The sequence below is a fragment of the Rhizobacter sp. P3_C12 genome, assembly GCF_056402735.1.
The window spans coordinates 1-24963 of record NZ_JBFUGW010000079.1; the positions used below are offsets into that span (position 1 = coordinate 1).

Annotated in this window: 18 protein-coding genes; 8 read left to right on the forward strand and 10 right to left on the reverse strand. The window is 65.8% G+C overall.

Annotated features, from left to right (window positions below; translation table 11 throughout):
* Together AC1DXV_RS14480 and AC1DXV_RS14485 are read right to left on the reverse strand one after the other, a co-directional pair.
* Positions 1 to 2290, reverse strand: a 2290-nt coding sequence (locus AC1DXV_RS14480; protein ID WP_477934169.1) for an ATP-binding protein, incomplete at its 3' end; no start/stop codon positions are given.
* Positions 2291 to 2297: 7 nt separating this feature from the next.
* On the reverse strand, positions 2298 to 4430 hold the full coding sequence (locus tag AC1DXV_RS14485) for a TonB-dependent receptor (protein ID WP_477934171.1): 2133 nt from the start codon (positions 4428 to 4430) through the stop codon (positions 2298 to 2300).
* On the opposite strand from AC1DXV_RS14485, the gene AC1DXV_RS14490 reads away from it, so the two are divergent.
* A complete protein-coding gene (locus AC1DXV_RS14490) occupies positions 4425 to 4559 on the forward strand; it encodes a hypothetical protein (protein WP_477864257.1) in 135 nt (44 codons plus the stop codon). The two genes, AC1DXV_RS14485 and AC1DXV_RS14490, sit on opposite strands and share 6 nt — an antisense overlap.
* A 15-nt stretch (positions 4560 to 4574) precedes the next feature.
* On the opposite strand, the gene AC1DXV_RS14495 is transcribed toward AC1DXV_RS14490, so the two are convergent.
* The gene (locus AC1DXV_RS14495; RefSeq protein WP_477934173.1) at positions 4575 to 5276 is read right to left on the reverse strand and encodes a LuxR C-terminal-related transcriptional regulator; all 702 of its coding nucleotides are present in this window, start codon (positions 5274 to 5276) and stop codon (positions 4575 to 4577) included.
* Positions 5277 to 5485: 209 nt separating this feature from the next.
* Here AC1DXV_RS14495 and AC1DXV_RS14500 point away from each other — a divergent pair, with 209 nt between their 5' ends.
* The 3 genes from AC1DXV_RS14500 to AC1DXV_RS14510 all read left to right on the forward strand — a co-directional run bounded on the left by AC1DXV_RS14500 (position 5486) and on the right by AC1DXV_RS14510 (position 10408).
* A complete protein-coding gene (locus AC1DXV_RS14500) occupies positions 5486 to 6253 on the forward strand; it encodes an SDR family oxidoreductase (protein ID WP_477864255.1) in 768 nt (255 codons plus the stop codon).
* 31 nt (positions 6254 to 6284) lie between these two features.
* Positions 6285 to 7214 carry an alpha/beta fold hydrolase gene (locus AC1DXV_RS14505; protein WP_477864254.1) on the forward strand — a complete coding sequence of 310 codons (930 nt, stop codon included), beginning with the start codon at positions 6285 to 6287 and terminating at the stop codon, positions 7212 to 7214.
* Positions 7215 to 7516: 302 nt separating this feature from the next.
* Positions 7517 to 10408 carry an ATP-binding protein gene (locus AC1DXV_RS14510; RefSeq protein WP_477934175.1) on the forward strand — a complete coding sequence of 964 codons (2892 nt, stop codon included), beginning with the start codon at positions 7517 to 7519 and terminating at the stop codon, positions 10406 to 10408.
* 479 nt (positions 10409 to 10887) lie between these two features.
* On the opposite strand, the gene AC1DXV_RS14515 is transcribed toward AC1DXV_RS14510, so the two are convergent.
* The gene (locus AC1DXV_RS14515; RefSeq protein ID WP_477864252.1) at positions 10888 to 11961 is read right to left on the reverse strand and encodes a serine hydrolase domain-containing protein; all 1074 of its coding nucleotides are present in this window, start codon (positions 11959 to 11961) and stop codon (positions 10888 to 10890) included.
* Positions 11962 to 12130: 169 nt separating this feature from the next.
* Positions 12131 to 12451: a hypothetical protein gene (locus tag AC1DXV_RS14520; RefSeq protein ID WP_477864251.1), complete on the reverse strand. Its 321-nt coding sequence runs from the start codon at positions 12449 to 12451 to the stop codon at positions 12131 to 12133.
* 274 nt (positions 12452 to 12725) lie between these two features.
* On the opposite strand from AC1DXV_RS14520, the gene AC1DXV_RS14525 reads away from it, so the two are divergent.
* Complete coding sequence (locus AC1DXV_RS14525) at positions 12726 to 13166, forward strand: hypothetical protein (protein ID WP_477864250.1); 441 nt, start codon at positions 12726 to 12728, stop codon at positions 13164 to 13166.
* A 4-nt stretch (positions 13167 to 13170) separates the two neighbouring features.
* Positions 13171 to 13680, forward strand: a complete 510-nt coding sequence (locus AC1DXV_RS14530; RefSeq protein WP_477864249.1) for a hypothetical protein — start codon at positions 13171 to 13173, stop codon at positions 13678 to 13680.
* A 739-nt stretch (positions 13681 to 14419) separates the two neighbouring features.
* Here AC1DXV_RS14530 and AC1DXV_RS14535 read toward each other — a convergent pair.
* From AC1DXV_RS14535 to AC1DXV_RS14555, 5 genes are all read right to left on the reverse strand, one after another.
* Positions 14420 to 17212 carry an endo-1,4-beta-xylanase gene (locus AC1DXV_RS14535; protein WP_477864248.1) on the reverse strand — a complete coding sequence of 931 codons (2793 nt, stop codon included), beginning with the start codon at positions 17210 to 17212 and terminating at the stop codon, positions 14420 to 14422.
* Positions 17213 to 17279: 67 nt separating this feature from the next.
* Positions 17280 to 18557, reverse strand: coding sequence for a TRAP transporter large permease subunit (locus AC1DXV_RS14540; RefSeq protein WP_477864247.1), 1278 nt, complete (start codon positions 18555 to 18557; stop codon positions 17280 to 17282).
* A complete protein-coding gene (locus AC1DXV_RS14545) occupies positions 18554 to 19159 on the reverse strand; it encodes a TRAP transporter small permease (RefSeq protein ID WP_477864246.1) in 606 nt (201 codons plus the stop codon). The genes AC1DXV_RS14540 and AC1DXV_RS14545 overlap by 4 nt, the downstream gene beginning before the upstream one ends.
* A gap of 28 nt (positions 19160 to 19187) precedes the next feature.
* Entirely contained in the window at positions 19188 to 20402 is a 1215-nt protein-coding gene (locus AC1DXV_RS14550; RefSeq protein ID WP_477934177.1) for a fumarylacetoacetate hydrolase family protein, read from the reverse strand.
* Positions 20403 to 20577: 175 nt separating this feature from the next.
* Positions 20578 to 21597, reverse strand: a complete 1020-nt coding sequence (locus AC1DXV_RS14555; protein ID WP_477864264.1) for a TRAP transporter substrate-binding protein — start codon at positions 21595 to 21597, stop codon at positions 20578 to 20580.
* 142 nt (positions 21598 to 21739) lie between these two features.
* On the opposite strand from AC1DXV_RS14555, the gene AC1DXV_RS14560 reads away from it, so the two are divergent.
* Together AC1DXV_RS14560 and AC1DXV_RS14565 are read left to right on the forward strand one after the other, a co-directional pair.
* Positions 21740 to 22711, forward strand: a complete 972-nt coding sequence (locus AC1DXV_RS14560; protein WP_477864244.1) for a LysR family transcriptional regulator — start codon at positions 21740 to 21742, stop codon at positions 22709 to 22711.
* Between the two features lie 688 nt (positions 22712 to 23399).
* Positions 23400 to 24047: a hypothetical protein gene (locus AC1DXV_RS14565; protein ID WP_477864243.1), complete on the forward strand. Its 648-nt coding sequence runs from the start codon at positions 23400 to 23402 to the stop codon at positions 24045 to 24047.
* The last annotated feature ends 916 nt before the right edge of the window (positions 24048 to 24963 follow it).

Sequence of the window (24963 nt, forward strand, 5' to 3'; positions counted from 1 at the left end):
GCCCAGCACCTGGCAGCGCGCGAAGGCCCAGCACCTGGCAGCGCGCGAAGACGTGCGCATTGGCGCTTCCGTCAAGGGCCTGTGCCAGCGTTCCCCATGCGGGACCGAAGTCTCCTCGCAGCCACTGGATGCGCGCCAGCTGGATGCGCATCGAAACGCCGAAGGGCACTTCGCTGAGGAACTGCCGGCCCACACGCGCGCCGTTGAAAGCGAYGACCCGCCAGGCCAACGGCTCGGCAGCGTCGTGGTCTCCCAGTGAATGCAGGCACAGCGCCGACATGCGGTCGGAGATGGCGATGGACAGCGGCTCGAACCCGCCGGTGGCGAGCTGGCGGATTTCCTGGCAGCAAGCGAGCGACAGCCGGTAGTCGCCCTGGCCATAGGATGTCGTGCTCATGCCGAAGAGCGCCTCGATCCTCTCGCCATCCGATCCCAGAATCCCCAGCAGCTGGCGAAGGCGTGAGAAAAGGGCGGGGTGGTGCCGGGTGCCCTCGGGCACATAGCCCATCATGAAGGTCGCGGCGATGCGCAGCGGCAGCTCCAGCGCCAGCGCCTCCCGGTCAACACCCGCCCGGGGGAGCTTGGTCAAGGCTGTCTCGATGTGGCGCAGGTATTCCTCCACCATGCCGGCATCGCAGTAGATGCGCTTGGCGAAGGCGGTCAGCTGGATGCCCAGGCCCAGGTCGCGCTCTTCGATCAGCGCCCATTCGATCGCCGCCCGCACGTCGGCGATGGACGAGCCCAGTGCGGGCGACCAGTGGTATTGCGACATGCCGGCACCCGCCTCCCGCGCGCGCTGCAAGCCTTCGACGATGAACGTGGCATGTCGCCGATGGACCGCCGGTGCGTCGTCACTGTCGGCCAGTCGCTTCTCGGCGTACAGCCGGGTGATGAAGAGCAGGCGGTGCAGCTGCCGGTCTTCGTCCGCCGAATCGTTCACGATGAGGGACTTCGCGCTCAGGCTGAGCACGTCCTCGATGATGCGCTGCCGGCTCAATGGGGCGCTGGCCGCGATCGCCACCGCACCGTCGAGGTCGAAGGCGCCGCGGAACACCGACAGCCGCTGCAGCACCAGACGCTCGCTGTCGCTGAGCAGGTCATAGCTCCAGTCCATCACCGCTTGCAGCGTACGGTGGCGGGACAGCGCCGTGCGCCGGCCGCGTGTGAGCAACTCGAACGCGTTCTCCAGGCGGCGCAGCAGGCCCTGCACGCCCAGGCTGTCCACACGCGCCGCAGCCAGTTCGATGGCCAGCGGGATGCCGTCCAGGAAGCCGCACAGCTGGCGCACTGCGGCGGCGTGCACGTCGGTCAGCTCGAAGGAATCGCAGTTGGCCCGGGCGCGTTCCACGAAGAGCTGGATGGCCGGGTAGGCGAGCAGGTCCTGCAGGTCCAGCGGCTCGTCGGCCGCGGGCAGTGCCAGCGGCGGCAGCTTGAACACCCACTCGGCTTCGATCTCCAGCGGCTCGCGGCTGGTGGCCAGGAAGTGCACGCCGGGGCATGTGCGCATCAGCCGGTTGACGAGCGTGGCTGCGGCGTCGATCACGTGCTCGCAGTTGTCCAGCACGAACAGCATCTGCTTGCCGCGCAGTGAAGCTTCCAGCACGGCGAGCGTGTCTCCCGGGGACACGATCAGTCCCTGCGTCTGGCCCAGTTCGGCAGCCACCAGGGCCGGGTCCGACAGGTGCGACAACTCGACGAGGCAGGCGCCATCGGCAAAGCGTCGGCTCAGTCCTTCCGCAACGGCCAGGGCCACGGTCGTCTTGCCCATGCCGCCGGCGCCCACGATGGACACCAGCCGCTCGCGCGCCAGCAGCTCGGCGATCTGCACGATGGCCTGCTCGCGGCCGATCGGGCGGGTCAACCTTGGCGGCAGGGACTGTGCAGCAGGCGACACGGTGGCCGCCCATTCGGCGCCGGGCGGCGGCGCGGCTCGCTGACCGCCGCCGTGATGTGGCGAGGACCGCGTCTCCCCGACGAACGCATAGCCGCGGCCAGGCACGTTGGCGATATAGCGCGAGCCGTCCACGCCGTCGCCCAACACCTTGCGCAGCGCCGAGATGTGCACCCGCAGGCTCGTCTCTTCCACCACCGTGTGGGGCCAGACGCGGGCGACCAGTTCATCGCGGCTGTACAGCCGCCCGGGTTGTTCCAGCAGCACGGCCAGGAGCTGCAGCGCCCGGCTGCCCACGCGCACCGGGCCGCGGTCGTCGCTGATCTCGTGCAGCGTCGGGTCGTAACGGAAGGGGCCGAACGCGATGGCCGCCGGTGCGGCGCCGGGTCGGGCCTCCACGACCCCGCTAGAGCTCATACCTGAGGTTCGCCATCACGGTCCGCGGAGCGTTGTAGTACGCCGCGTCGATGCCCAATGGCGGGATGCGGTTGCGAGCCAGCGCGTAGGCGCGGTCCGTGGCATTGCGAACGCGCAGCGACACCTGCCAGCGTCCGCTGTCCGGGGCGTAGGTCAGTGCGAAATTGACGTACGTCTGGCGCGGCGCGCGCAGGGCCGCGGTGTTGGCTGCATCGATGAACTGCGGCGCGATCAGCTGCAGCCACGCATCGGCGCTCAGCAGTCCGCCTGCCGAGCTGGTGCGGCCCTTCAGTCCCAGCGCGGCACTCCAGCGAGGGGCATAGGGCAGCTCGTGACCGCTGAAGTCGCTGGCGGCAGACCCGCTGGGATTCAGGAAGCTCTTGAAGCTGGAGCGCAGCCACTCGAGCGAGCCGGTGGCGCTGATGGCCGAGGTCAAGCCTTGTTCGGCCTCCAGGTCCAGCCCATAGGTGCGGGCCTTGGCGGCGTTCAGGAAGACGGAGTCCGCCACCAGCGAACCGTTGACGGTGGTGCCGCCCAGCGAGGCCAGGTAGTCCCGGTAGTCGTTGTAGAACGCCGCGGCGCTGAAGTTCAACCGGCGCGGTGCGGAGCGCAGCTTCACACCTGCCTCATAGGTCGTGACCTTCTCGGGATGAGCTGCCACGCCCGCCGAGATCAGCGACTCCGCCGCGCGGTTGAAGCCCGCGAACTTTTCGCCGCGGGCCACGCTCGCGTACATCAGCGTCGTCGGCGTGGCGTTGTAGTCGAGCCCGACGCGGGGCAACAGTCCGCCCTCGCTGGTGTGCAGGTCGGGCGCATCGTAGACCTGTTGCGTGGGCACGAACTGCGCGTTCGTTCGCCAGAAGGCATTCGCGGCGTCCTGCCGGGCGTGGTACGCGCGCAGGCCGAGGGTGGCCGAGAGTCGTTCGCTCAGGCGCGGGTGGGCTTGAGCGTAAAGGCCGACATCCTGGGTCTGCTGGTCGGTGAGAGCCTGCGTGTAACCCGGTGCCGCGGCGGCCACCGGAAAGGACATGACGTAGCGGTTGAAGTGGAAGCGATCTCGCACCAGCATCGCGCCGGCCACCAAGTCCAGGCCGTCACCACGCCGGGTCACCTGCAACTCCTGCGAGAAGGTGCGCTGGCGCACCTGCTGCGAGATCTCGTAGCGTTCCACTTCGAGACCGCTCCAGTCGGCCACCGTGGGGTCGTCGGTGTAGCCCCGATAGGACGTGATGGACCGCAGCTTGGTCCCGGCCGCCACGTCCCACTCGACCGTCGCCGAAGCACCGCCCGCCTTGCGCTTGAACGCGCCGGCGTCCGACGCGTTGAACGACACGCGCGGCGCCGCACCAGGGTGGTTGAGCGGGAAGTTGATCGTGTTCGTGTCCGAGCGGTCCAGCAGGTGGTCCACAGCGAAGACGATGTGGGCCGTCGGTCCCGCGAGCACCTTGACCTTGGCGCGGAACTGCGTGGCGTCGAGCTTGTTGATGTCCTCGTGCCGGGTGGCGTTGTGGGCGAAGCCATCGTTGCTGCGACGCGAGATGGCCAGGGAGGCGCTGAGGTCCGGTGTCAGTTTGCCGGCGAACAGCCCGCGCGCCTCGCGCTGGCCCAGGTTGCCCACGCCCACACCGATCCAGGAGCCCGCGATCTCATCGGGGTCGGCAGACACCAGCTTGACCGCGCCGGCCGTCGAGTTCTGTCCGTACAACGTGCCCTGTGGGCCACGCAGCACTTCGTAGCGCACCACGTCGGGCAAGTCCCACAACGCCGTCGCATAGCCGCGCAGCAGCGGCACGTCGTCCACATAGATGCCCACCGCCTGCGCCATGGCGGGTTGGGACACGCCCACGCCGCGCAGGCCGACGGTCTGCGGCATGTTGCTGTAGCCGTTGGGCACGGCCATGCCGGCGACGATGCCGACCAGGTCGTTGAGTTGGAAAAGGCCCTTCTTCTCGATGTCTTCCTGCGAGATGACGGCCACCGACACAGGGACCTTGTCCGCGGTGCCCGGCATGCGCTCGGCGGTGATGAGGACGGGCGGCAGCACGTTCTCCGCCTGCGCCTGGACGGCCTGCGAACCCAGCGCCATGGCGACCGGGAGCAGCACGCGGGCGGCGCGATGCATCGCATCGGCTTGACGGTCTTCGGCCTCGACTCCCCCAACAACGAACATGCGAACCTTCCTCCGCGCAACGGGAATGCGCGCGGTGGAATCATCAACGGCGTCGAGCCGGGCGGGCGTGAATCCGCGTGAATCTTCGCGAAGCCCTCAGGTGGGCGCGAGTCGATCTGCCTGGAAGCGGCGGCTCGTCGGACCGGTGCGACGGCGAAGCGGCCGGCGGTCTGGCGCACAACCGTCGGCCACCGGGTCCAGCAGGCCGCGGCGCTTGGCAATGTCCGCTGCCGCCGTGCGCGTGCGAGCGTCCAGCTTGTCCAGCAGCGCCTTGACGTGCGTCTTCACGGTGCCGCAGCCGATGTTCAGTTCGGCGGCGATGGCCTTGTTGCACAGGCCGGTGGCCATCAGCCGCAGCACATCGATCTCGCGAGGCGTCGGCAGGTCCTGCGCCACCGTGTCGGCCAGGCGCTGTACCACGCTGCCCTGAAGGTAGCGTTGCCCGCGGGCCAGCGCCATCACGGCGTCCACCAACTGCTCGGGCAGGCAGTCGTGCGTCAGGTAGCCCTTCACCCCGCGCTCGAGTGCGCCGCGGATGCTCAGTTCGCCGTCCAGATGGGAGAGCACCAGCACGGCCGRCGCCGACGGGCCGCGGTGCAGCGCCGCGGCAATGCCCAGGGGCAGGTCGGTGACGAGCACATGCACAAGCGCCGCCTCGCCACCGGCCGGGCCGACGTTGGCCGTTCGTTGCTCGTCCACCTGGAAACGGCTGTCCGCGCCCAGCGTGGCCACGATCCCGCGGTTGACGAGCGGTTCGGAGTGGGTCACCCGGACGCGGGTGGCAGTGTGCATCGGCATGGTCTTCTCCTGGGTTGGGCTCGGGCCCGGCATGGCCATGTTCTGCATGCCGGCGCGCCATGACCAGTGAAGCGACGTGAAGCGTTGCGAGCGCGGCGCTTCACGCCGGCCTTCACACCGCCCTTGACGACGAATCGCGCCGATTCACTCGCGCTTCACGCCGCCATCGTCCAACCTTCAGGCCGTCAAACACAGGTCGGGAGTTCCACATGAGTCAACGTCTCAAGAGCAAGGTCGCTCTCATCACCGGCGCCAGTTCCGGCATCGGCCACGCCACCGCATTGCTGTTCGCCGCGGAGGGTGCGAAGGTCGTCGTGGGGGCGCGCCGCGCGGCCGAACTGAAGAACCTGGCCTGCGAGATCGACGCCCGCGGCGGCACGGCACTGTCGCTCGCCGGGGACGTGCGCGACGAAGCCTATGCCCAGGCGCTGGTGGCGCTGGCCGTGCAGCGCTTCGGTCGACTGGACGTGGCCTTCAACAACGCCGGCACGCTGGGCGAGGCGGGCGCGTCCACCGGCGTGTCGGCGCGCGGCTTTGCCGACGCGCTGGCCGTCAACCTCACCGGCGCCTTCCTCGGTGCCAAGCACCAGATCGCCCAGATGCTGAAGAACGGTGGCGGCTCGGTCATCTTCACGTCCACCTTCGTCGGCTACAGCGCGGCGTTCCCGGGCGTGGCGGCCTACGCGGCAAGCAAGTCGGGCCTCATCGGGCTCACACAAGCGCTGGCGGCCGAGTTCGGCCCGCAGGGCGTGCGCGTGAACGCGCTGCTGCCCGGCGCCGTCGACACCCACATGTACCGCGACATGAACGACACGCCCGAGTCGCAGGCCTTCATCACCGGGCTGCACGCACTCAAGCGCGTGGCCACGCCGGAGGAACTGGCCCGCTCGGCCCTCTACCTCGCGTCGGACGACTCGTCCTTCGTGTCGGGCACCGCTTCGCTGGTCGATGGCGGCCTGTCCATCACGCGCACCTGAATTCCCCAACCGCAACCACCAAGGAGTTTGCATGTTCTCTTCCTCCAAGTACCTGCTCGGCGCCGCGCTGCTGTCCGCCGCCGCGCTCATGGCCACGCCGCACGCGATGGCACAGCCCAAACCCTATCCCGCCACGTTCAAGCTGCAGGACATTGCGACCAACGGCACGACGTTGCACGTTCGCGTCGGCGGCAGTGGCCCGGCCGTGGTGCTTCTCCACGGCTTTGGCGACACCGGCGACATGTGGACGCCGCTGGCCACCGAGTTGGCCAGGAACCACCGCGTCGTCGCGCCCGACCTGCGCGGCATCGGTCTGTCGGCGAAGCCCGAGGACGGCTACGAGAAGAAGAACCAGGCCAAGGACATCCGCGGCGTGCTGGACGCGCTGGGCATCGACCAGGCTGACGTCGTGGGACACGACATCGGCGTCATGGTGGCCTACGCCTACGCCGCTGCGTACCCGACCAAGACGACGCGGCTGGTCGTGATGGACGCACCGCCCCCCGGAATCCCGCCGTGGGAAGAGATCGTCCGCGACCCCAAGCTGTGGCATTTCGACTTCTACGGCAAGGACGTCTTCCGTCTCGTGCAAGGGCGTGAACGCATCTTCCTGGACCGCTTCTACAACGACTTCGGCGGCCAGCCCGAGAAGATCGACGAAGACACCCGCAACCACTACGCGCAGCTCTACGCGCGGCCCGGAGCCATGAAGGGCGCACTGTCGCAGTTCCACGCCTTTCGCCAGGATGCGAAGGACAACGTGGAGTCGATGAAGACCAAGCTCACCATGCCCGTGCTGGCCATCGGAGGCGAGAAGTCGTTCGCCGGGGTGGAAGCCGTGGTGATGCGCAACGCGGCCACCAACGTCACGGAGCTCGTCGTCCCGCGCGCCGGTCACTGGTTGATGGAGGAAGAGCCGGCCGCCGTCGTCCAAGGCATCAAGGACTTCCTGGCCAAGTAGGCGCAGCCCCATGAAAGTCCTGGGGCTGATCGCGGGACGACTTCATCGCCCGCCAGCTGTCCAGGCCCTTCCGGCTGCATGCCACCTGCGACGAGTCCATCGGCCGCGCGAGCGCCTGCGGCGTGCACGCGCATGCCCACGCCTGGGACCGCACGGCGCCGGCCGAGGACGCTCGCAGCTTCTGGGGCGCGCTGGGCTGCTCGTGCCGGGCGTTTTGAATTCACGGCGATTCACACCACAAGTCAGCGACTTTCTTCCATGATGCCGACGCGCCGTGCAACTCCGGCAGTTCGGCACCCGAAATGGACTCAACCACGGCAGAGCAGGTCGCCCACGGTCAGACGACAGCCTTTGACTTCGGGCCGTTCCGGTACGACCTGATCCGTCGCGAGCTCCGCGACGCCAACGGGCCGGTGCGCGCCGGCAACCGCTCGCTGCAGCTGCTGCAGGCGTTGCTGCAAAGTCCCGGTCGGCTCTACAGCCGCGAGGAACTGGTCGCACAGGTCTGGCCGAGCACGGTGGTCGAGGAGACCAGCCTGCGGGTCCACATGTCCGCGCTGAGGCGGGTGCTCGGCGACGGGCAGGGCGGAGCCAGGTACATCACCAACGTGCCGGGTCGGGGCTACGCCTTCGTCGGCGAGGTGCGGGCATCCACGTCGACCGTGACGTCAGCAGTCCAGGTGCTGGACGACCCGAAGGACGCCTTGCGCAAGCTGCCGCCCCTGCTCACGCGCCCCGTCGGCCGCGGCCAGGACATCGCCAGGATCGGCGAACTCCTGTCCCGGGAGCGCCTCGTCTGCGTCGTCGGCGCCGGCGGCATGGGCAAGACGACGGTCGCCCTCGCCGCGGCGGAGCACCAGACACCGCTGCACGAGCAGGGATCGTTCTTCGTCGATCTCTCCATGCTGACCGACCCGGCACTGGTGGTCGTCGAGGTCGGGCAGTCCTGCGGCCTCGATGTCGCGCGCGGCGAGCCCTGGGCGACGCTCGAGAACGCTCTCAGCCGCCAGCAGGCCCTGCTCGTGCTGGACAACTGCGAGCACGTGATCGACGCCGTCGCGGCACTGGCCGACCGGTTGCTGCGCAGTTGCCCGCAATTGCGCATCCTGGCGACGAGCCGGGAGCCGTTGGAGGCTGAGGCGGAATGGGTGTTCAGGCTGCCGCCGCTGGGCGTGCCGGCGCCTGATGCCCTGCTGTCCGTCGATGATGCGCTGGCCTACCCCGCCATCCAGCTGTTCGTTGAGCGTGCGAGGGCGGCCTGCGCGTCGTTTGTCCTGACCAACGCCAACGTGTCGGCGATCAGGCAGCTCTGCGAGTATCTCGACGGCATTCCGCTGGCGATCGAGCTCGCCGCCGCCCGCGTGAACAGTCTGGGTGCGCAAGGGCTGCTGCTGCGCCTGGAAAGCGCCTTCGAGTTGCTGACGCGGGGGCGGCGTACCGCCATGAGCCGTCACCAGACCCTGCATGCGGTGATGAGCTGGAGCTACGAGCTGCTGACCGAGACCGAACGGCGGGTGCTGCAACGCCTGGCGGTGTTCAGAAGTGCCTTCGACCTGGATGCCGCCGTTGCTGTTGCAGCCGGCCCCGAACTGGCCGAACGGCAGGTCATTGACAGCGTGCTGAGCCTGTGCGGGAAGTCGCTGATGGTGCTTGAGACGGGCAGCGGTGGTTCACCGCGCCATCGGCTGCTCTACGTCACCCGCCTGTTCGCCGAGCGGATCCTTGCGGCCATGCCGGAAGCTGCACAGGTGCACCGCCGGCATGCCGTCTTCGTGCTGGGCTGCACGGTGGATTCGAACAAGGGCCAGCAGCAACTCTCCCGCTTTCGCCGCAGCGCTGCGCTGGCGTCGGCCATCGCCGAACTGCGCGCCGCGATCACCTGGACGTTGCTGGAGGAGAACGACCTCGCGCTCGGTCTGGAGGTGGTCGCCGAGTCCATGCCGAAGTGGCACATGGCGGGCCTGTTCGAAGAGTACGGTCTCCACCTGATCGCCGCGGTCGACAAGGCTGGGCGTGCCGGCGTGGCGGGCACGCGCCTTCTCACGCGTTTGCAACTGCTGCAGACCTTCCTGTCAGGCCAGACGCTGGCAGACAGCGAAAGTCACCAGCGCGGGATGGCCATTGATCGACGCCTCGTGGACCGGTTCGACGGCCCTGGGGACAAGATCGAGGCGCTCTTCGCCCTGTGCGCGAGCGCTTTCGGTCGAGGTGACTATCTGCAGGTGTTGAGCCGCTGCGAGGAAATACGGGAGCTCGCGCAAGGGGATCTGGAAATGCTGTCTGTCGCCGTAGGAGACCGGCTCACGGCGATTGCATTGCACGAGTTGGGCCAGCACGATGCCGCGGAGCGGTTGGCTCACCGGGTGATGAAGCTGGACGCCGATGGGCTCGAGTCGCGCTTTCAGAGCCCGCTGCCCTTTCAGCTCTCCATGYAGATCAGACTGGCTCGCATCCATTGGCTGCGCGGTGATTTCCGGGTGGCCTGGGCGATGGTTCAGGACATCGTCGTGAGTGACGACGAGGCCCACATCTACATCAAGATCCATCCGCTTGCTTTCGCGGCGATTCCCATTGCCATCTGGCGCGGCGACACGCAGGCAGCGGCCCTGTGGAACCACCAACTGCTGAACCATTCCTTGCGCGGCAACGTGCCGTACTGGCAATCGTTCGCCCAGGTGTTCGACTGCCTTCTGGCCGGCCGGCCGCTGCTGCCCGACCGCGCCGAGGGCCAATTGCTGGCCAAGAACGCCGTGCTCATGGACATATGCGCCGCATTGCAGTTGGCCGCGCCGGACCCCATCACGCTGGCCCGGGCACGTCGGGGCGAGGTGGGCTGGTGCGCACCAGAGGTACTGCGCCTGGCCGCACTGGCGGCGCTTGATCCGCACGATGAAGCCGGCCGGGTCCGCTGTATCGCCGAGCTCCGCGCGGCATTCGAGCTCAGCGTGGAACAGGGCGCGCGTTTCTGGTCGTTGCGGATTGCCATCAGCCTCTTTGAGGTGGCTGCGGCAGGTTCCGCCGAGCGGGCGTCCGCCAGAGGCATGCTGTTGCCACTTCTGAACGCCATCGACGACGGTTCGGCGCAACCGGATCTGCAGCGGGCGCGGTCTCTGGCGGCGGGAGAGAACTGCGGGCCCCAGGCCTCGCACGCCTTTCAGCAGATGCGCACGCACGGGGCCGCTTCAGCGCAGTGAGTTCGAGACGCTCAAGCAAGAACAAACAGCCTAGGGGCTTGCGCCTCTAAGCGGTTGAATCATTTCTTGTTTTTTGGTGCGGCTGGCAGGATTCGAACCCACGACCCCTTGGTTCGTAGTTCTGTCGCCGCGCGTACCTTGTTGATTCATAAGAGCAGGCTCTTGGAAGAGAGTCGCATCATTGCCCTGGTGTGCGTTGCCTCGCACCAGCCAGTCCCCCAATAATCCCCCACAGCTCCGGCCGCTATGCAGCGGTTGCGGTCGGTCGCTTCGAGCTATCGACCGGCCGCTTGCTGCCTCAATGCGGACGCTGCAGCGCTCCGGAGGTAGCCGAACGATCGGCCAAGCGCCGCGGCACGCTCGGACGCTCGTCAACGCGCCGTGCCGCCAGCGGATCGGGTTGGGTTGAACGTCCGCTGTGCGCCTGCGCGAACTGGCACTATCGACCCATTGCTGCCATCAACCGATCAACAAAGCGGTCATCCGGCGGCCTCTACGATCCGCGCCACGACAGTCATCACGGCATTGGTCTGCGTGGCGAGGTCACGAGGTGCAGGGTTGTCGGCCGTTGTCGTCACCGCGAGCCGAAGCGATGGAACTACAAGCGCAAACTGCGCCCCATAGCCCCACGCCCAATAAGCGGGCCTGCCGCTCAAATGGCCGGCGAACCATAGATAGCCGTAGCCGGTTTTCTGCATAGGTGCGGCACTCCAGGTGGTCGGCACGCGAAAACTCATGCTGTCCTTCACCCACTGTGCCGGCACAACTTGCTTATTGCCCCATCGACCGTCGTTGGTCATCGTCCAGGCGACCTTGGCAAGGTCCCGTGCGCGTAAGCGCAGGCCTCTGTAGCTCATGTAATTTCCCGCCTTGTCGCGGACTGCCGCGAGCCTTTCAATGCCAAGCGGAAGGAACAGGTCACGCTGCGCGATCTGGTCCACGGGCATGCCATGGGCTTGCACAAGAATTGGGGACAGCAACGAAATCGCAGCATCGTTGTAAACCCACTTCCCTACCGTTTGCGGTTCGACGGGAAGTCGCAGTGCGAAGGCAACCGGGTCTTCTGCCGTTTCCAAGGCACCCAAGCCCGTTCGATAGTCATAGACCAGGCCCGAGGTATCGGTGAGGATTTGTTCGAGCGTGATTGCGAGCGCGGCTGCACCGGGCGCTTTCGCTGCTGCTTGAGGCAAGAGAGTCGCGACGGTTTCCGAAAGACCCGCAATTTTTCCTTGCTGAATTGCAATCCCGACAAGCATTGAGGTGACGCTCTTCGTGACGGAGTTGACTCCCTGCAGATCGGAAGCCGTCGCGCCACCGTAGTACTGTTCGCCTACGAGTGCTCCGTCCTTGACAACAAGAATGCTTCTAAGCGCTGTCACCGATCGGGCGCCATCCAAGATTTTCTGAACTGCCTCCCGGTCGCTGCCAGCGCCTTCCCCCGGATCGATCCAGTCCTCTGCGCTATTGGCGGCGAAACTTGAGGCGTTTGGCGGCAGCACGCCAACCGCAAGTGCCAAACTGCCAGCGACGAATTCGCGGCGTGATGTTCGCATGGTCATCCTTGGTTGAGGCAACCGTAACCCCCATCTGCATGGGCGCGCTCAGCCGCCGAGTGTCAGCTCCTGACCGAATTCTGAGGCACGGGCCGACCGGCCGCTCATGGCCGATCGTTGCCGATCGCGTTGCACCGGGTGCGTCCATCGGCTGCGGAGAACTATCGACTCACTCCGGGCACGCAGATTCGCTGATGTGCTTGAAGCGGCCCACATCGGGAACCCAGTCATTCAACGCCGCCTCGAACGTGGCCTGATCGATAGCGAGCCTCCGGCCATCTTCGATGATGTAGCGATCGAAGTTCCATTCGTCATCTCTCCAGCCGTCCTGAAGAACAAGGCGACGGAACTCGAAGTCCCAATACTCCCATTGAGACCAAGCTGAGTTCAGATATCGTCGCTCCTCTCGAGGGATGCCCGGCTTCGGCACCGGCCGCACTCGAACGAAAGTAGCCTCGCCGGAACCCTCGGGCGAAGTCTCGACAACCACTGTGTCACCCTCGTTCAGATAGGCTGAGATCCGTTCTGGAAGCATGTGGCAAGGCTATCAGGAGCCGGTTCTGCGCTGAGGCTCGCGGACGAACCTGGAAGCAGACGGATGCGACCGGCTGCTCCTGGCCGACAGTGCATGTTCGCCGCGTCGCACGCTAGCAGTCGGTCGCAGGCCGTTCCGTCTCGCTGGGCGACCGCTTGCAGGGCGACGGACGAAGGGGCGCTGTCGGCCACAAGCAGCCAGTCATGGCCATCCGCTTTCGGGCAACAACATGACCGGCTACGATGTCTCCGTCAGCGTCGCGGAGCGAGAAGCGCACGACCTCAGTCGTCCTCGGAAGGGCTGCGGGCTTCGACACCTCCCGTTGACAACCAAACACGATCCCTTCACCGGCTGCCCTGCCGCCTACGCAATTCCGACATGCACATCCTCCCGTCCAGCCATGCTTGAAGGACCTTACCGCGCCCAAAGTTGGCAAGAACGTTGGTTCAAGGCTGAGGGTGTTCTTGCTTTTCTGGAGATGCTGACGTTTCTCGTTGTCGCGGTACTCGCTGGCTACGACTGGTTCCTGGCTGGACAGTACGTCAGGCTGTTGTCGGTCCTCGGGAGTGCGGCCGCAGTTGTCGCTCTTACGATCGCGACACGGTTGCCCATCCTCATGTTCGGCCTCATCGTTCCCATTGTTCTCAACATGTACTGGTCAACACCGTAGCTTCATGAGTGCTCATCGCGATCAACGGATTCTTGTCGCTGTTCGTGAGGCAGGCCTGCCTGCTGAATTTGCGACTATTCTGCAGACCGAGTGCCCGTGGCTCGACGGCGCAACAGAAGTCAGCGAGAGCATCGGCCCAGATCTGCTGGCTGAGCAAGCGGCCCGAGCACAGCTATCGCAGGAGCTGATCGAAAGCTTCTTCTATGCATACAACGCCATTGTTCGAAGTGCGTCCAATCCATTCGAGGCACTCCAATCCGACGCGTACGCAGAGGTGTGTGCCGCCCTCGTAGGCCAAGGACGTGCGGATGCCTTCGGAGAGGGGGACTACTGGGTGAACTCGGACTCTTTCTCGACACGGATGCCTAACGTCATCGTGTTCAACGATTTCCGCTTCTCGACGAAAGCCACGCACGCTCTTCAGCGAATCCTCGCAGGCTATGCCAGCGTATTCAGCGARCTTCGCATCTCATCCGAGGAGGGTGATGAGGTGCTCACCCTGCGCCCCCAATGACGCCGAACGGAGTCAACGCGAGCACCTCTTGCATCCAGTATTGAACGTCTGCTTGCCAGCGCTCTGAGTGATGCTGCCAATGTCTGCTCAGGGTCGATTGCTGCGCTTCGCTGCTCGCGACAGCAGCCCTTCGACCAGGTCAGCATCGTCGTTGCGGCGCCGTCCGCTCGGCCGTGATTGAGCAGATCCAACGCGGTCCGCGATGAAGGTCTGCTTTGGGTCCAAGCCGTCGTTCGGCCGCCGTCCCTGACCGACCGCAACCAGTCTGAAGCGGCCGTCAGGTCGCACTGTCCCGGAGGCCCCAGCACGAGATCTGAGACGAAATGCGGGCGTGGTCGGCGGACTCGGAACAGGGCGAGGACTTCTCCCTGTGCGACCGCCTGTTGGGACGTGCGATCATCCCCATGTGCGCTGCGGAACACGACTTTGCCCACTAGGCGGACCTCGGGGCGTGGGGTCGTGTTCTATCCCCAGTGCCCGCGACGAGGGGCCCGTGACCAGGTGCCGCGCCACCAGCCTGGTCGCACCTACCGCCGCTCACCCCCGGCGCCCCTTGCCGAGAAAGCCGGCTGTGCGACAGGTCGCTTCGCATGAGCGAAACGACACGAACAGTCTGCGGCCGTCACGGGTCCTTCTGCCAGCGGGCCGTCCAGAAGCGAAAGCACCCGATGCAGAGTACCGGGTGTCCCCACCGGATGAACCGGCCACTACTGCCCGCGTCTCCACGCGCCAGGACCACTCACCGACAGTGCATGTGCGGCGGAAGCAGCTGCAGAACAGCAAGCACATCGCGCATCTCCACGAACCCATCCTGATCCAGGTCGGCGTTGCGGAGATAGCCATGCTGACCCGCGCGCTTCCATAGCGAGCTTGCCGCGGCCGATGCATCGGCGCACGTCAACTGGCCGTCACCGTCCACATCGCCCGGAAGGTACGGCTGGATCTCGAAGGCGTACAGCTTGACGCCGCTGCCCTCCTGCGGACTTCCCGCCTGCAGGGCGACGAACCCGCCCACCGAGCCCTGCCGTTGGCTGATGGCGTTGTTCGCGTCGCGGTTCGGCGTGGTGCCGTCCGCCACTTCGTTCAGCACGTAGTGCTGCGGGCTGGCGCTGCTGCCGGCGTACTGGAACATCTTCATCTCACCGGTTCTCGGGTCGACAGGCGTGTTGAACCACACCGCCTGGTCCAACACCCGTTCGGCGATCTGCGAACCCTCCTGGCCGTTCGTCTGTCGAGTGATCAGCGAATACTGGCCCGCCACCACCGTGCCAGTGGCGCCATTGCCCCTGAATAGGAGGTGCGGGTACACGTTGGAGCCGTGGATGTAGCTTTCCATCGTGTGACCGGTCTCGGCCGCATACGGTCCGGCGGCGGGGCTCTTCGACTCCTCGAAGACGAACTTGTGGTTGTCCTGGGCCAGCGCCGGCTCGCTCGTCGGCGCATTCGAGTTGCGCAACGGAAGCAGCGTGTCGCCACGCAGCACGACGGGCGTGCGGGACAGCGATTCGGGCGAGGTGCTCGTCGCCGGCTTGCTCCTGTTCGTCAGCACGTTCGTCCGGAGCTCTCCGGTGTCATGCGGTGCCGTCGTCGCGGACGCCACCATGTAGGTCCTGCCGGGTTCGAAGCGCTTCACGAGCCGCCATGCCTTCTCGGTCGACGGGTCCTTGGCCAAGCGAAGTCCCAGGGGCCCGGAGATGGGATCGTGCGGCAACAGGATGAGCGTCTCGCGATCGTGTTTCTGCACCACTTTCATGTCGCGCGCACCGGATGCCCGTGCCATGCCGTCGGCTGCGTAATAGGTCTTGTACTGCTTGAACCGGGTGTCGCCATCGCTGAACCGGACTTCGGCATAGGACAAGGGCGACGCCAAGGCGTTCGGCGCGTCCATCCACGAAACGGTCATGTGCCCGAAGGACAGGACGAAGGTGGCGGTGTTCTCCACCCCCACGTTCCGATAGGCAGCGGCTGGCGCCGGGCCCCGCGCGGTCACCGTCACATGGCAAGGCTTGCCGGGCACCACGGCGCAGTCGGGCGGGTTGAAGGTCATGTTCTCGACGGCGTACCCAGGAGGCAGGGAGACATCGTGCGCGCCGAAGGCGACGTGCCGCGTTCCCACCGGCACGTGGATGTCGAGCATCGCGTGCGCGCTCTTGCCGCCCCAGGTCCTGGCCTTGAAGATCTCCCCACCGTAGCGGAAGGTCGCCTTCACACCGTTCGGCGGCAAGCCTGCATCGATGAGGTACTGCTCCGGGTTCGTGGTGGCCCAGTACGCTTCCTTGGGCTGGCCGACGGCCGACCACGGGTAGCCATTGGTGTGGTACCCCGGGTCCGTCATGCCCCACCAGGTGACCCGGTGCACGCCGCCCTTGTAGTGCGGGTGGCGACCGCCCGGGCCGGCGGCGTACTCCTTGAGCAGGCTGAAGAGCTTCGCGTACTGCACGCCCTGCTCAAGAAACAGCGCGTTCATCTCGGGGCCGTTCTGGATGCGCTGGGCCTTGTCCAGGCCCAGGGTCGGCGCCAGGTCGAGTTCGGTCAGGTCGACGCTCACGCCGACCTCGAGATAGGTCTTGAGGGTCCTCTCGAAGGCGTCCAGGTTGAGCCTCATGTCCCAGTGGCCCTGGGTCCCGATGACATCGACCAGCGGCCTGGGCTTGCCCCTTTCGTCGTACAGGACCCGGCCCCTGCCGGCAGCCGACTCGGCGGCGTAGCGTTCGTTGAACTCCTTGACCATCGACGCGATCGCGGTGGCCTTCGAGGCCCGCTCGTTGTCGTTGAAGTCGTTGTAGTTCAGCAGCGCCGTCGTGTTCTGGCGGGCGTGGAAGAACGCGTCGTACATGTAGTCCCAGCTCTTGCCGCCCTTGGCGTAGGCCTGGGCCCAGCGGGAAGGCCGCTCTTCCGGGTTGTAGCCGGTGCGCAGCGCGTTGCGCCAGTCCGCCGGGTTCTCGGGGTTGTCCTTGAACGCCTCGTTGACGACGTCCCAGGCGTAGGTCTTTTGGGGTGACCGATCGAAATGGCCGGCCACGATCCGGATGTAGTACTCCAGGCTCGTCCTGGCCATGGCGTAGTCCCACGGTGTCTCCCATCCACCGTTCGGGGTCAGGACGTTGGCGGCGGGCCATTGCGCCGACTGGTTGTGCCACAGGAGCGTATGGCCGGTCACCTTGACGCCACGCGTGTTGGCGGCACCGATGTCCACGTTGATGCCCGAGGTGAAGTTGGTCAGGAAACCCGGGGCGGGGTCGGCGATGCCGCCACTCCAGAACTCAGGCTTCATCGCGTTGCTGGGCGTCACCGCGTTGAAGTGCTTCACGGTCATGGCCGCGACCGAATCCTCGCCCGGCACGACGTTCGCGCCGAAGTTCGCGGCGTTGAGATTCGTGCTGCCGATGAGGAAGTGGTTCTTGTAGACCTCCTTCAGCGCCGGCCAGTCCGCGGGATTCGCGGGTCGGTCAGCCGCCAGGGCGGCGGCCGCCATCGTCAGTGCCGCCGGGAGGGCCGCGAGGCCCTTGAAGATCAGGCTGCTGGAGTTCATTCCCATCCTTTCAATGATTCGGTGGAACGGGGAAGCGCTCGTGCGAGCGCAGGCTTGAACCAGGACTTCAATAGAACCAGCGCAGCGGCACGAGCACCGTCTGCGGGAAGAGGACCATGACGAACAGCATCGCGACCTCGGCCACCATGAACGGCAGCACCCCGCGCGTGACCTCGTCCATCTTCATGCGGCCGACACCGGCCACGACGTTGAGGATGGTGCCCACCGGCGGCGTCACCAGGCCGATGGAGTTGTTGATGATGAAAAGCACGCCGAAGTAGACGGGGTCGATGCCGGCTGCCTTGATCAGAGGCATCAGCACCGGCGTCAAGATCAGGATGGTGGGCGTCATGTCCATGGCCGTGCCCACCAGCATCACCAGCAGCATGATGGCGATCAAGAGCAGCGTCTGGTTGTCCAGCAGCGGGCGCAGCAGGTCCACCACCTGCGTGGGCAGGTTGGCCACCGTGATCAGCCAGGCCGACACCATCGCCGACGCCACCAGGAACATCACCACCGCCGTGGTGCGGGCCGCCGTGACGAAGATGCGCACCAGCGCCTGCAGCTTCAGCTCGCGGTACACCACCGTGGAGACGAACAGGGCGTAGACGGCCGCGACAACCGCCGCTTCGGTGGGCGTGAACACGCCCATGCGCAGGCCCACCAGGATGAACACGGGCAGCATCAGCGCCCACAAAGACTTGCGTGCCGCCGTCAGTATCTCGGCCCGGGTCTTTCGCTGGGGGAGCACCAGCGCCTCCTTGCGGCCCACCCACCACCAAGTCAACGCCAGTGCCAGGCCGATCATGATGCCGGGGACGATCCCGGCGATGAACAGCTTGCTGATCGACACGTTGGCGGCAACGCCGAAGATGACGAAGCCGATGCTCGGCGGAATGATGGGACCGATGACACCCGACGCCGCGATCAGCCCGCCCGAGATCCGCTTGTCGTGCCCCGCCTTGATCATCATGGGCAGCAGCAGCGCCGTCAGCGCGGCTGCGTCGGCCACGGCCGAGCCCGACAAGGCCGACAGCAGGCAGGCCGCGAGGATCACCACGTAGCCCAGCCCGCCCTTGACGTGGCCGACGAGCGCCAGCGCGAAGTTGACGATGCGCTGCGACAGCCCGCCGACGTTCATGATCTCGCCGGCCAGCATGAAGAAGGGCACGGCCAGCAAGGGAAAGCTGTCGGCACCGTTGATGAAGTTCTGCGCCAGGATCTGCGCGTCGAACAGGTCCAGGTGCCACATCAGGGCCACGCCGCTGGCCAGCAAGGCGTAGGCGATGGGAATGCCGAGCGCCATCGCGCCGAGCAGACTGCCGAGGAAGATGAAGACGGTCATGCGCGTGGCCCGTGGGGTACGTCACCAGGACGGGGGTGCGCAGGCTGCGCGTCGTTGCGCGCCAGCTCGGCCTGCAGGGTCTCGAGCTCGGCCTGCTCTTCCGACTCCCTGATCCTCACGAGCTCGCCCTCCGAGAGGTGGCCCGTCACCAGGCGCGCGAGCTGCAACAGCAGCAGGATGCCGGCGCAGACCGAGAAGATCACGCCCGAGGCATAGAAGACCGCCATCGGTGTACCGGTCACGGGCGCTGCCACGTCGAGGTTGATGCGGGCCTGCTGCCAGCTGCCGTCGAGGAACAGCCAGGTCACGTACAGCATGAGCAGGTGGCCCAGCAACAGGCAGGCCTTCTTGCCGGCCACCGGAAGTCGCGACACCAGCATGTCGGTGCCGAGGTGCCCACCTTCCTTGAGCGCCACCACCGCGCCCATGAAGCACAGCCACACGAAGAGCCAGCGCGAGACTTCCTCGCTGATGGCGATGCCCGAGTTGAAGGCGTATCGCAGCACGACGTTGCCGAACACGAGCACGACCATTACTGCGAGTGCCGCTGCGATCAGCAGGTCCAAGGCGCGGCAGAACCGATCGATGGTGCTGTCGATCATGGCGCCGTCCCGAAGTGCAGGGCGGCCATCACAGCCGGGCCCCCTGCAGCAGTCCGCGAGCGGCCAGGTTGCCGAAGAGCGCGCGCAGGCCGAAGCGCCAGGGCGGCGCGGCCTCGCAGTGCGTCACCCGGTTCTGCAAGCCGCCCAGCCAGTGGCTGTGGATGGTGACCACGTCGCCCAACTTGTGGGTGAAGCCGCCGCCCGGCTCATCGCGGTCTTCAGTGGGCGCGAACAGGGTGCCCAGGAACAGCATGAAGCCGTCGGGGTACTGGTGGCAGGCCGTCGTCTGCGCCACCAGGTCGACCGGGTCACGGCTGATGCTGGCCATGGTGTTGATGCCGCGCAGCGTGAAGCCGTCATCACCCACGACATGCAGGTGGACGGTCTCGCGGCGCAGCTCGTCCAGGCCGAAGCTGTCGTCGAACAATCGGATGAACGGGCCGATGGCACAGGATGCGTTGTTGTCCTTGGCCTTGCCGAGCAGCAGCGCGCTGCGGCCCTCGATGTCGCGCAGGTTGACATCGTTGCCCAGCGCGGCCCCGGCGATGCCGCCGCGGCCGTTGACGGCCAGCACCACCTCCGGCTCCGGGTTGTTCCATCGCGAATCGGCGCGGATGCCGATGTCCTGGCCGTGTCCCACCGCCGCGAGCACCGGGGCCTTGGTAAAGACCTCGGCATCGGGCCCGATGCCGACTTCCAGGTACTGCGACCACAGCTTCTTCTGCTGCAGGAGTTGCTTCAGCGCCTGCGCCTGCGGCGAGCCGGGGCGGATGTCGGCCAGGCTGGTGCCGATCAGCGCCAACACCTGGCTGCGCAGGCCCTGTGCACGGCTGGGGTCGCCACCCGCCTGCTCCTCGATCACGCGCTCGATCATGCTCGAGGCGAAGGTCACGCCAGCGGCCTTGATCACCTGCAGGTCGCACGGCGCCAACAGCCAGGGTGCCGAGTCGTCCCGGCGAGCGGACCCGCTGTTGTCGAGCAACCCCTCGACGCTGCAGAGCAACTCCCCGGGCACCGACCGAACAGCTTGCGCCGGCTGGGCCGTGTCGAGCAGCGTGCTCATGGTGGGGAAGTGCCGGCTCAGGTCGAAGACACCCTCCGGCCGCAGCACCACCACGGATGGGCCGGCCGGCGCGCCAGCGCGCCAGACACGCCCTACCAACGTGCCGGCCAGGCCGTCCTGTGGCAGCACGGTGTGCATGCCATCGGCGCGCACCGGCAGCGCCGTTGTCGTTGAACTCATTCTGGTTTCCTCGGCGTTGTCAGTGGTTGTGTTGCGGGGTGCGTTCGGCGATGCGCCGGTACTTCAGGGCAATGCCGAGCGTGGCGCCATCCACCAGCTGGTCCATGGCCGTGGTCGTGGTCGCGAGAGAGAAGCGTGGATGGAGGGCGGCTGCGCCGCCCCCACGAGGAACGGGCTACTTCGCGGCAGTCGTGCCGCCGCGCACCTTGGCCAGCTCACTGTTCAGCTCGGCCGTCGTGTCCTCGCCGAACTCCTTGCTGAACTTGGCCAGCACGGGCTGCAGCTTGGCCTGCATCTTCGCGTGTTCAGTCGGCGGCAGCTCGGTGACCTGCATGCCGGCCTTCTTGAGGTCGGCCAAGGCCGTCTCGGAAAATGCGCGGATGGTCTTGCGCTCATACAACGTGGCGTCTCGGGCCGCGTCCTGAACGATCTTGCGTTCGTCGGCCGAGAGGCCGTCCCAGGTTTTCTTGGACAACAGCAGCACCCAGGCGCTGTACATGTGGCGCGACAGCACCATGTGCTTCTGCACCTCGTAGAACTTGCTGGCGAGGATGGTCGCTGCCGGGTTCTCCTGCCCATCCACCGCCGCCTGCTCCATCGCGGTGTACAGCTCCGTGAAGGGCATGGGGGTTGCATTGGCACCCAAGGTGTTGAAGGTGTCCAGGAACAGCGGGCTCTGGATGACGCGCAGCTTCAGGCCAGCGAGGTCCTCCGCGCGCAGCACCGGGCGGCGCGAGTTGGTGACGTGCCGGAAGCCGTTCTCCCAGAAGCCCAGACCCATCAGTCCCTTGTCCGGCAACGTGGCCAGCAGCTTCTGGCCGAAGGGTCCGTCCAGCACCGCATCGGCCTCCTTCTCGTTGTTGAAGGTCAATGGCAGGTTCAGCACGCCGAAGGGCTTGATCAGCGACACCAGCGTGGAACTGTCGGGGATGGTCATCTCGAGCGTGCCGCCCCGCAGCGCGGACGTCATGCTGATGTCGTTGCCCAGCGAGCCACTGGTGAAGACCCTCGCCGTCATCTTGCCGCCGCTCTTGGCCGCCAGCTGGTCCGCGAAGTACTTGAGCGCCTTTGCCTGGGGGTGGTCTTCGCTCAGGCCGGTACCAACCTTGAACACGTGGTCCTTGACCTGTGCCGAAGCGGGGCCCGCCAGAGTGGCCAGCAATGCTGCGGCCACGCAAAGTGATTGCATTTTCATGATGTCTCCGAAAGGTTGTACGTCAGGCGCGCCCACCCTGCTGTGACGCGCCGGCCCTCTGTTGGGCGGTTCTTGATGGGGCTGAAGGCTAGGAGAGTCCCCGTTCACGGTCCACTGACTTTTTCGCTAGCATCCATTCCAAATGCTGATGAGTTCGGACAAGCCTTCTGGGAAACCCTTGGCGCTGGCGCAGGTCTCGCGACTGCGTTTCAGGCACCTGCAGTTCCTCGACATCCTCGGAAAGACGCGAAATCTGCGCCTGACGGCCGAGCAGATGCACATCACCCAGCCGGCCGCGACCAAGGTGTTGGTGGACATCGAGGAGATGCTGGAGTCGCGCCTGTTCGATCGCCTGCCGCGCGGCATGCGGCCGAATGAGCTGGGCCTCTTCACCTTGCGCTATGCGCACGCGGCCCTGGACGGCCATCGCAAGTTCGTCGACGAGTTCAGCACGCTCAAGCAGGGTGGCCATGGCCACTTGTCGATCGGCGCCATCTCGGGTTCGGCCGCACACCTGCTGATTGCCGCGGTTGCCGAGCTTCAGCGCCTGAGGCCGCTGCTCGTCGTGAAGGTGCTCGAGCAGAGCAGCGACCAGTTGATCACCTGGCTCGCCGAACGCAAGATCGACATCATGATCGGCCGCTTCACCGACGAGTCGCAGCGCGCCCAGTTCCAGTACGAGAAGCTCTCCGACGAGGGCCTGCAGATCACGGCGGGTGTGCACCACCCGCTGCGCGGAAACCACGCACCTGGGTGGGTGGAACTGTCGCACTGGCCCTGGATCCTCTATCCGATGTCTACGGCGCTGCGCAAGGTGTCGGATGACATCTTCAGCAGCACCGGCCTGTCGCTCACCTCCGGGATCGTGGAGACCCCGTCATTCCTGTTCGCGCTGGAGCTCCTGCAGAGCACGAACATGCTGTCGCTGCAGCCCGCAGCGCTTGTCGACAAGTACGTGCGGCGTGGGCTTCTTACGCGCATCGCCTCAGAGCTTCCAGACCGCATGCCCGACTTCGGGATGATCACACTGCAAGGTGAGCAGCCCAGCACCTCAGTGCAGGCCTTCATGTACGTCATCCGCACCCTCGCAGGCCAGGCTGCAGACAGCGTGTAGGGCGCGGCCTCGAGGTCCGGGTGCGATCCAGGCCACGCGGTCGCGCGTCTTCTCGCCGTTCGCCAGTCGCTCGATGCCCAGCGGGTTCTCCGCCGATCAATTGGTGGCCAACGGTTGGGGTCATGCTCTCTCCTCTGTGAGGCTTGCGCCGCGATCAACGGAATTCGGCGCCCGGCAGGGGCGCAACACCTCCCGAGAGGCCTGGAACGGCCAGGCCCGCATGCCAAGGACCCGCCCGGCCATTGGCAAATTGCGTTTCCAGCGAGATCCATAACGAGGGGATATCTCGCGCGCTCCGGCCACCATAGAGGAACGAAATCGGCCCACGATCAGGACACCAGCGCCGGCTCTCTGCGTGGGTTGGGCACCCAGATCACGGTCTGCACTACACCGCGTCAATTTCGAGGCTGCATGGCTGCTTTGCAGCGATTGCAGTCTGTCGCTTGGAACTGCTGACCGTCCGCTTGCTGCCCTGACGCGGACGCTGCGGCGTGCAGGAGGTAGCCATGAGATCGGTCGAGCTTCGTTGCAGAAGGGACGCATCGTCAATGCGCCTTGGGCCAAGCAAGAAGGTGCCTTGATTGTCCGCTTGGCGTCGGAAGCTCCGCTGTGCATCCCGCTTGCCCCGACGCTGGACTCGCGTCTCCCGTATCCATACATTGGCTGAGCAGACACGAAAGGCGACAACATGCTGGACACCTTGGTTAAGGCAGCGGAGAAGGTCGGTCAGTTGCTTGATGTTCGCGAGAAGCGCAGGAAGGAGCAGTACGAAGTCTTCATCGAGCCGGTGTACACGACGCTGTTGGCCGTCCACACAGACTACGTGCGGATGTTCGAGATCTGCCATGAACGCCTTGATGCGAACGAGCCGTTCCCATCGTTGATCTATTCGTTCAGTCAGGATCAGCGAGCGCTTGAGCCAGTCCGGAGAGATCTCGCGGCGAAGATCCGGGTTTTTGGTGGAAGCGCAGCCGGCCAACCGTATGCCGACTTCTTTCACACAGCGGAGAAGTACCTCGTTACGCCTGAGCTGCAGTACATGCCAAACGTTCTAGGAAGGGACACCTGGGACGATTTGCTCGGCATGTCGCGCAGCCGCATGTTCAAGCACATGCTGATCGCAACATGGAAGCGCATCGATAGAGATCGCCTGACAGCGTTGGGCACACCCGTAGAGGAGAGCAACGAAGAAAGGATTTTTCTCGACGGCGCTCGTGAAGAGCAGGCCAGAGCCACGCTGCAATATGCTCTCTCCAGGCTGGTGTCCGATCTGCAGGATCGATGGAATTTTCTGGCGCGGGCCCATGCAGAAGCGCAGGTCTACGCGAAGGGCTAGTCCACTCGGATGAGTGTCCTGCCTCTCTGAGCTACCTGACGAGGATCGTCAACACGGCGCCGACGCCGATTGCCACGGCCGCAACGATTGCTGCCCAGAGGGTGTACTGAGCAGTGCGACTGCGATTGGCAACCCTCTTTCAGCAGCAACCGCGGACCTCTCTGCTGCGATCGTCGCTCTTTCGGTGAAAGCAGTTTGTGCGAGTGCCGCTTGATGCAGTGCGGCTCGGTAGCCCCTGCGCCTGCGCCAGGGTTGAACCCGGAAATGAAGGTTGTGACTCACGCCTGAGTTCGCCGTGCCCAGCTACTTTTGCTCCCAACCCACGACGGTTCCATTTTCTACCGTGATGCGGAGGGCGTATCGGTCGTGGACGAACTTCAGGTACACATTCAGGGCCACGCCGCGGTGATTCAACTGCGACACCAGACTCAGCAATGACGAGTCGGAGACCGGTCCGACCCCATCTCCTGGAGGTCTCCGATACTGGCTGGAAGGTAGATGACCGGCAGCCCGAGCCAATGCACCCTCATGACATCGCTCACGAGGTTCGCCATGCCGCTGCAGTCCTGTCTTCTGAATCGACACACTCGTCCGGTGGCCGGACCGCTGGCCCTCCACGTTGCAACCCCCACTGCGCAGGCGGCGCCTGCGGACCAACCGCCGCCGGTCTCCAGCGCCTTCATCCGGGCGGGCTTCTGCCACGTCACGCAGGTGGGCGCCATGCGACCCGCTACTGAACGATCACGTTTTCACGCCATGGAGGGCCGACACCGCGCGCGGGCCCGGATGCTCTATGCCGTCGTCATGCTGGTCGCTCTGGTGTCAGCTTCCTTCACCGCGATGGCACACGACGATTCTCACTGTGCGCGAAAGCAGTCTCCATGGATCGCCTGAAAGCCCTCGCCGTCTTCAAGTC

Bases quoted from the DNA above. Each gene is read 5' to 3' on its own strand.
- AC1DXV_RS14490 (WP_477864257.1), top strand. From the start codon at position 4,425: ATGCATCGCATCGGCTTGACGGTCTTCGGCCTCGACTCCCCCAACAAC.
- AC1DXV_RS14500 (WP_477864255.1), top strand. From the start codon at position 5,486: ATGAGTCAACGTCTCAAGAGCAAGGTCGCTCTCATCACCGGCGCCAGT.
- AC1DXV_RS14560 (WP_477864244.1), top strand. From the start codon at position 21,740: ATGCTGATGAGTTCGGACAAGCCTTCTGGGAAACCCTTGGCGCTGGCG.
- AC1DXV_RS14485 (WP_477934171.1), bottom strand. From the start codon at position 4,430: ATGCATCGCGCCGCCCGCGTGCTGCTCCCGGTCGCCATGGCGCTGGGT.
- AC1DXV_RS14545 (WP_477864246.1), bottom strand. From the start codon at position 19,159: ATGATCGACAGCACCATCGATCGGTTCTGCCGCGCCTTGGACCTGCTG.
- AC1DXV_RS14565 (WP_477864243.1), top strand. From the start codon at position 23,400: ATGCTGGACACCTTGGTTAAGGCAGCGGAGAAGGTCGGTCAGTTGCTT.
- AC1DXV_RS14555 (WP_477864264.1), bottom strand. From the start codon at position 21,597: ATGAAAATGCAATCACTTTGCGTGGCCGCAGCATTGCTGGCCACTCTG.
- AC1DXV_RS14535 (WP_477864248.1), bottom strand. From the start codon at position 17,212: ATGAACTCCAGCAGCCTGATCTTCAAGGGCCTCGCGGCCCTCCCGGCG.
- AC1DXV_RS14515 (WP_477864252.1), bottom strand. From the start codon at position 11,961: ATGCGAACATCACGCCGCGAATTCGTCGCTGGCAGTTTGGCACTTGCG.
- AC1DXV_RS14550 (WP_477934177.1), bottom strand. From the start codon at position 20,402: ATGAGTTCAACGACAACGGCGCTGCCGGTGCGCGCCGATGGCATGCAC.
- AC1DXV_RS14505 (WP_477864254.1), top strand. From the start codon at position 6,285: ATGTTCTCTTCCTCCAAGTACCTGCTCGGCGCCGCGCTGCTGTCCGCC.
- AC1DXV_RS14540 (WP_477864247.1), bottom strand. From the start codon at position 18,557: ATGACCGTCTTCATCTTCCTCGGCAGTCTGCTCGGCGCGATGGCGCTC.
- AC1DXV_RS14525 (WP_477864250.1), top strand. From the start codon at position 12,726: ATGACCGGCTACGATGTCTCCGTCAGCGTCGCGGAGCGAGAAGCGCAC.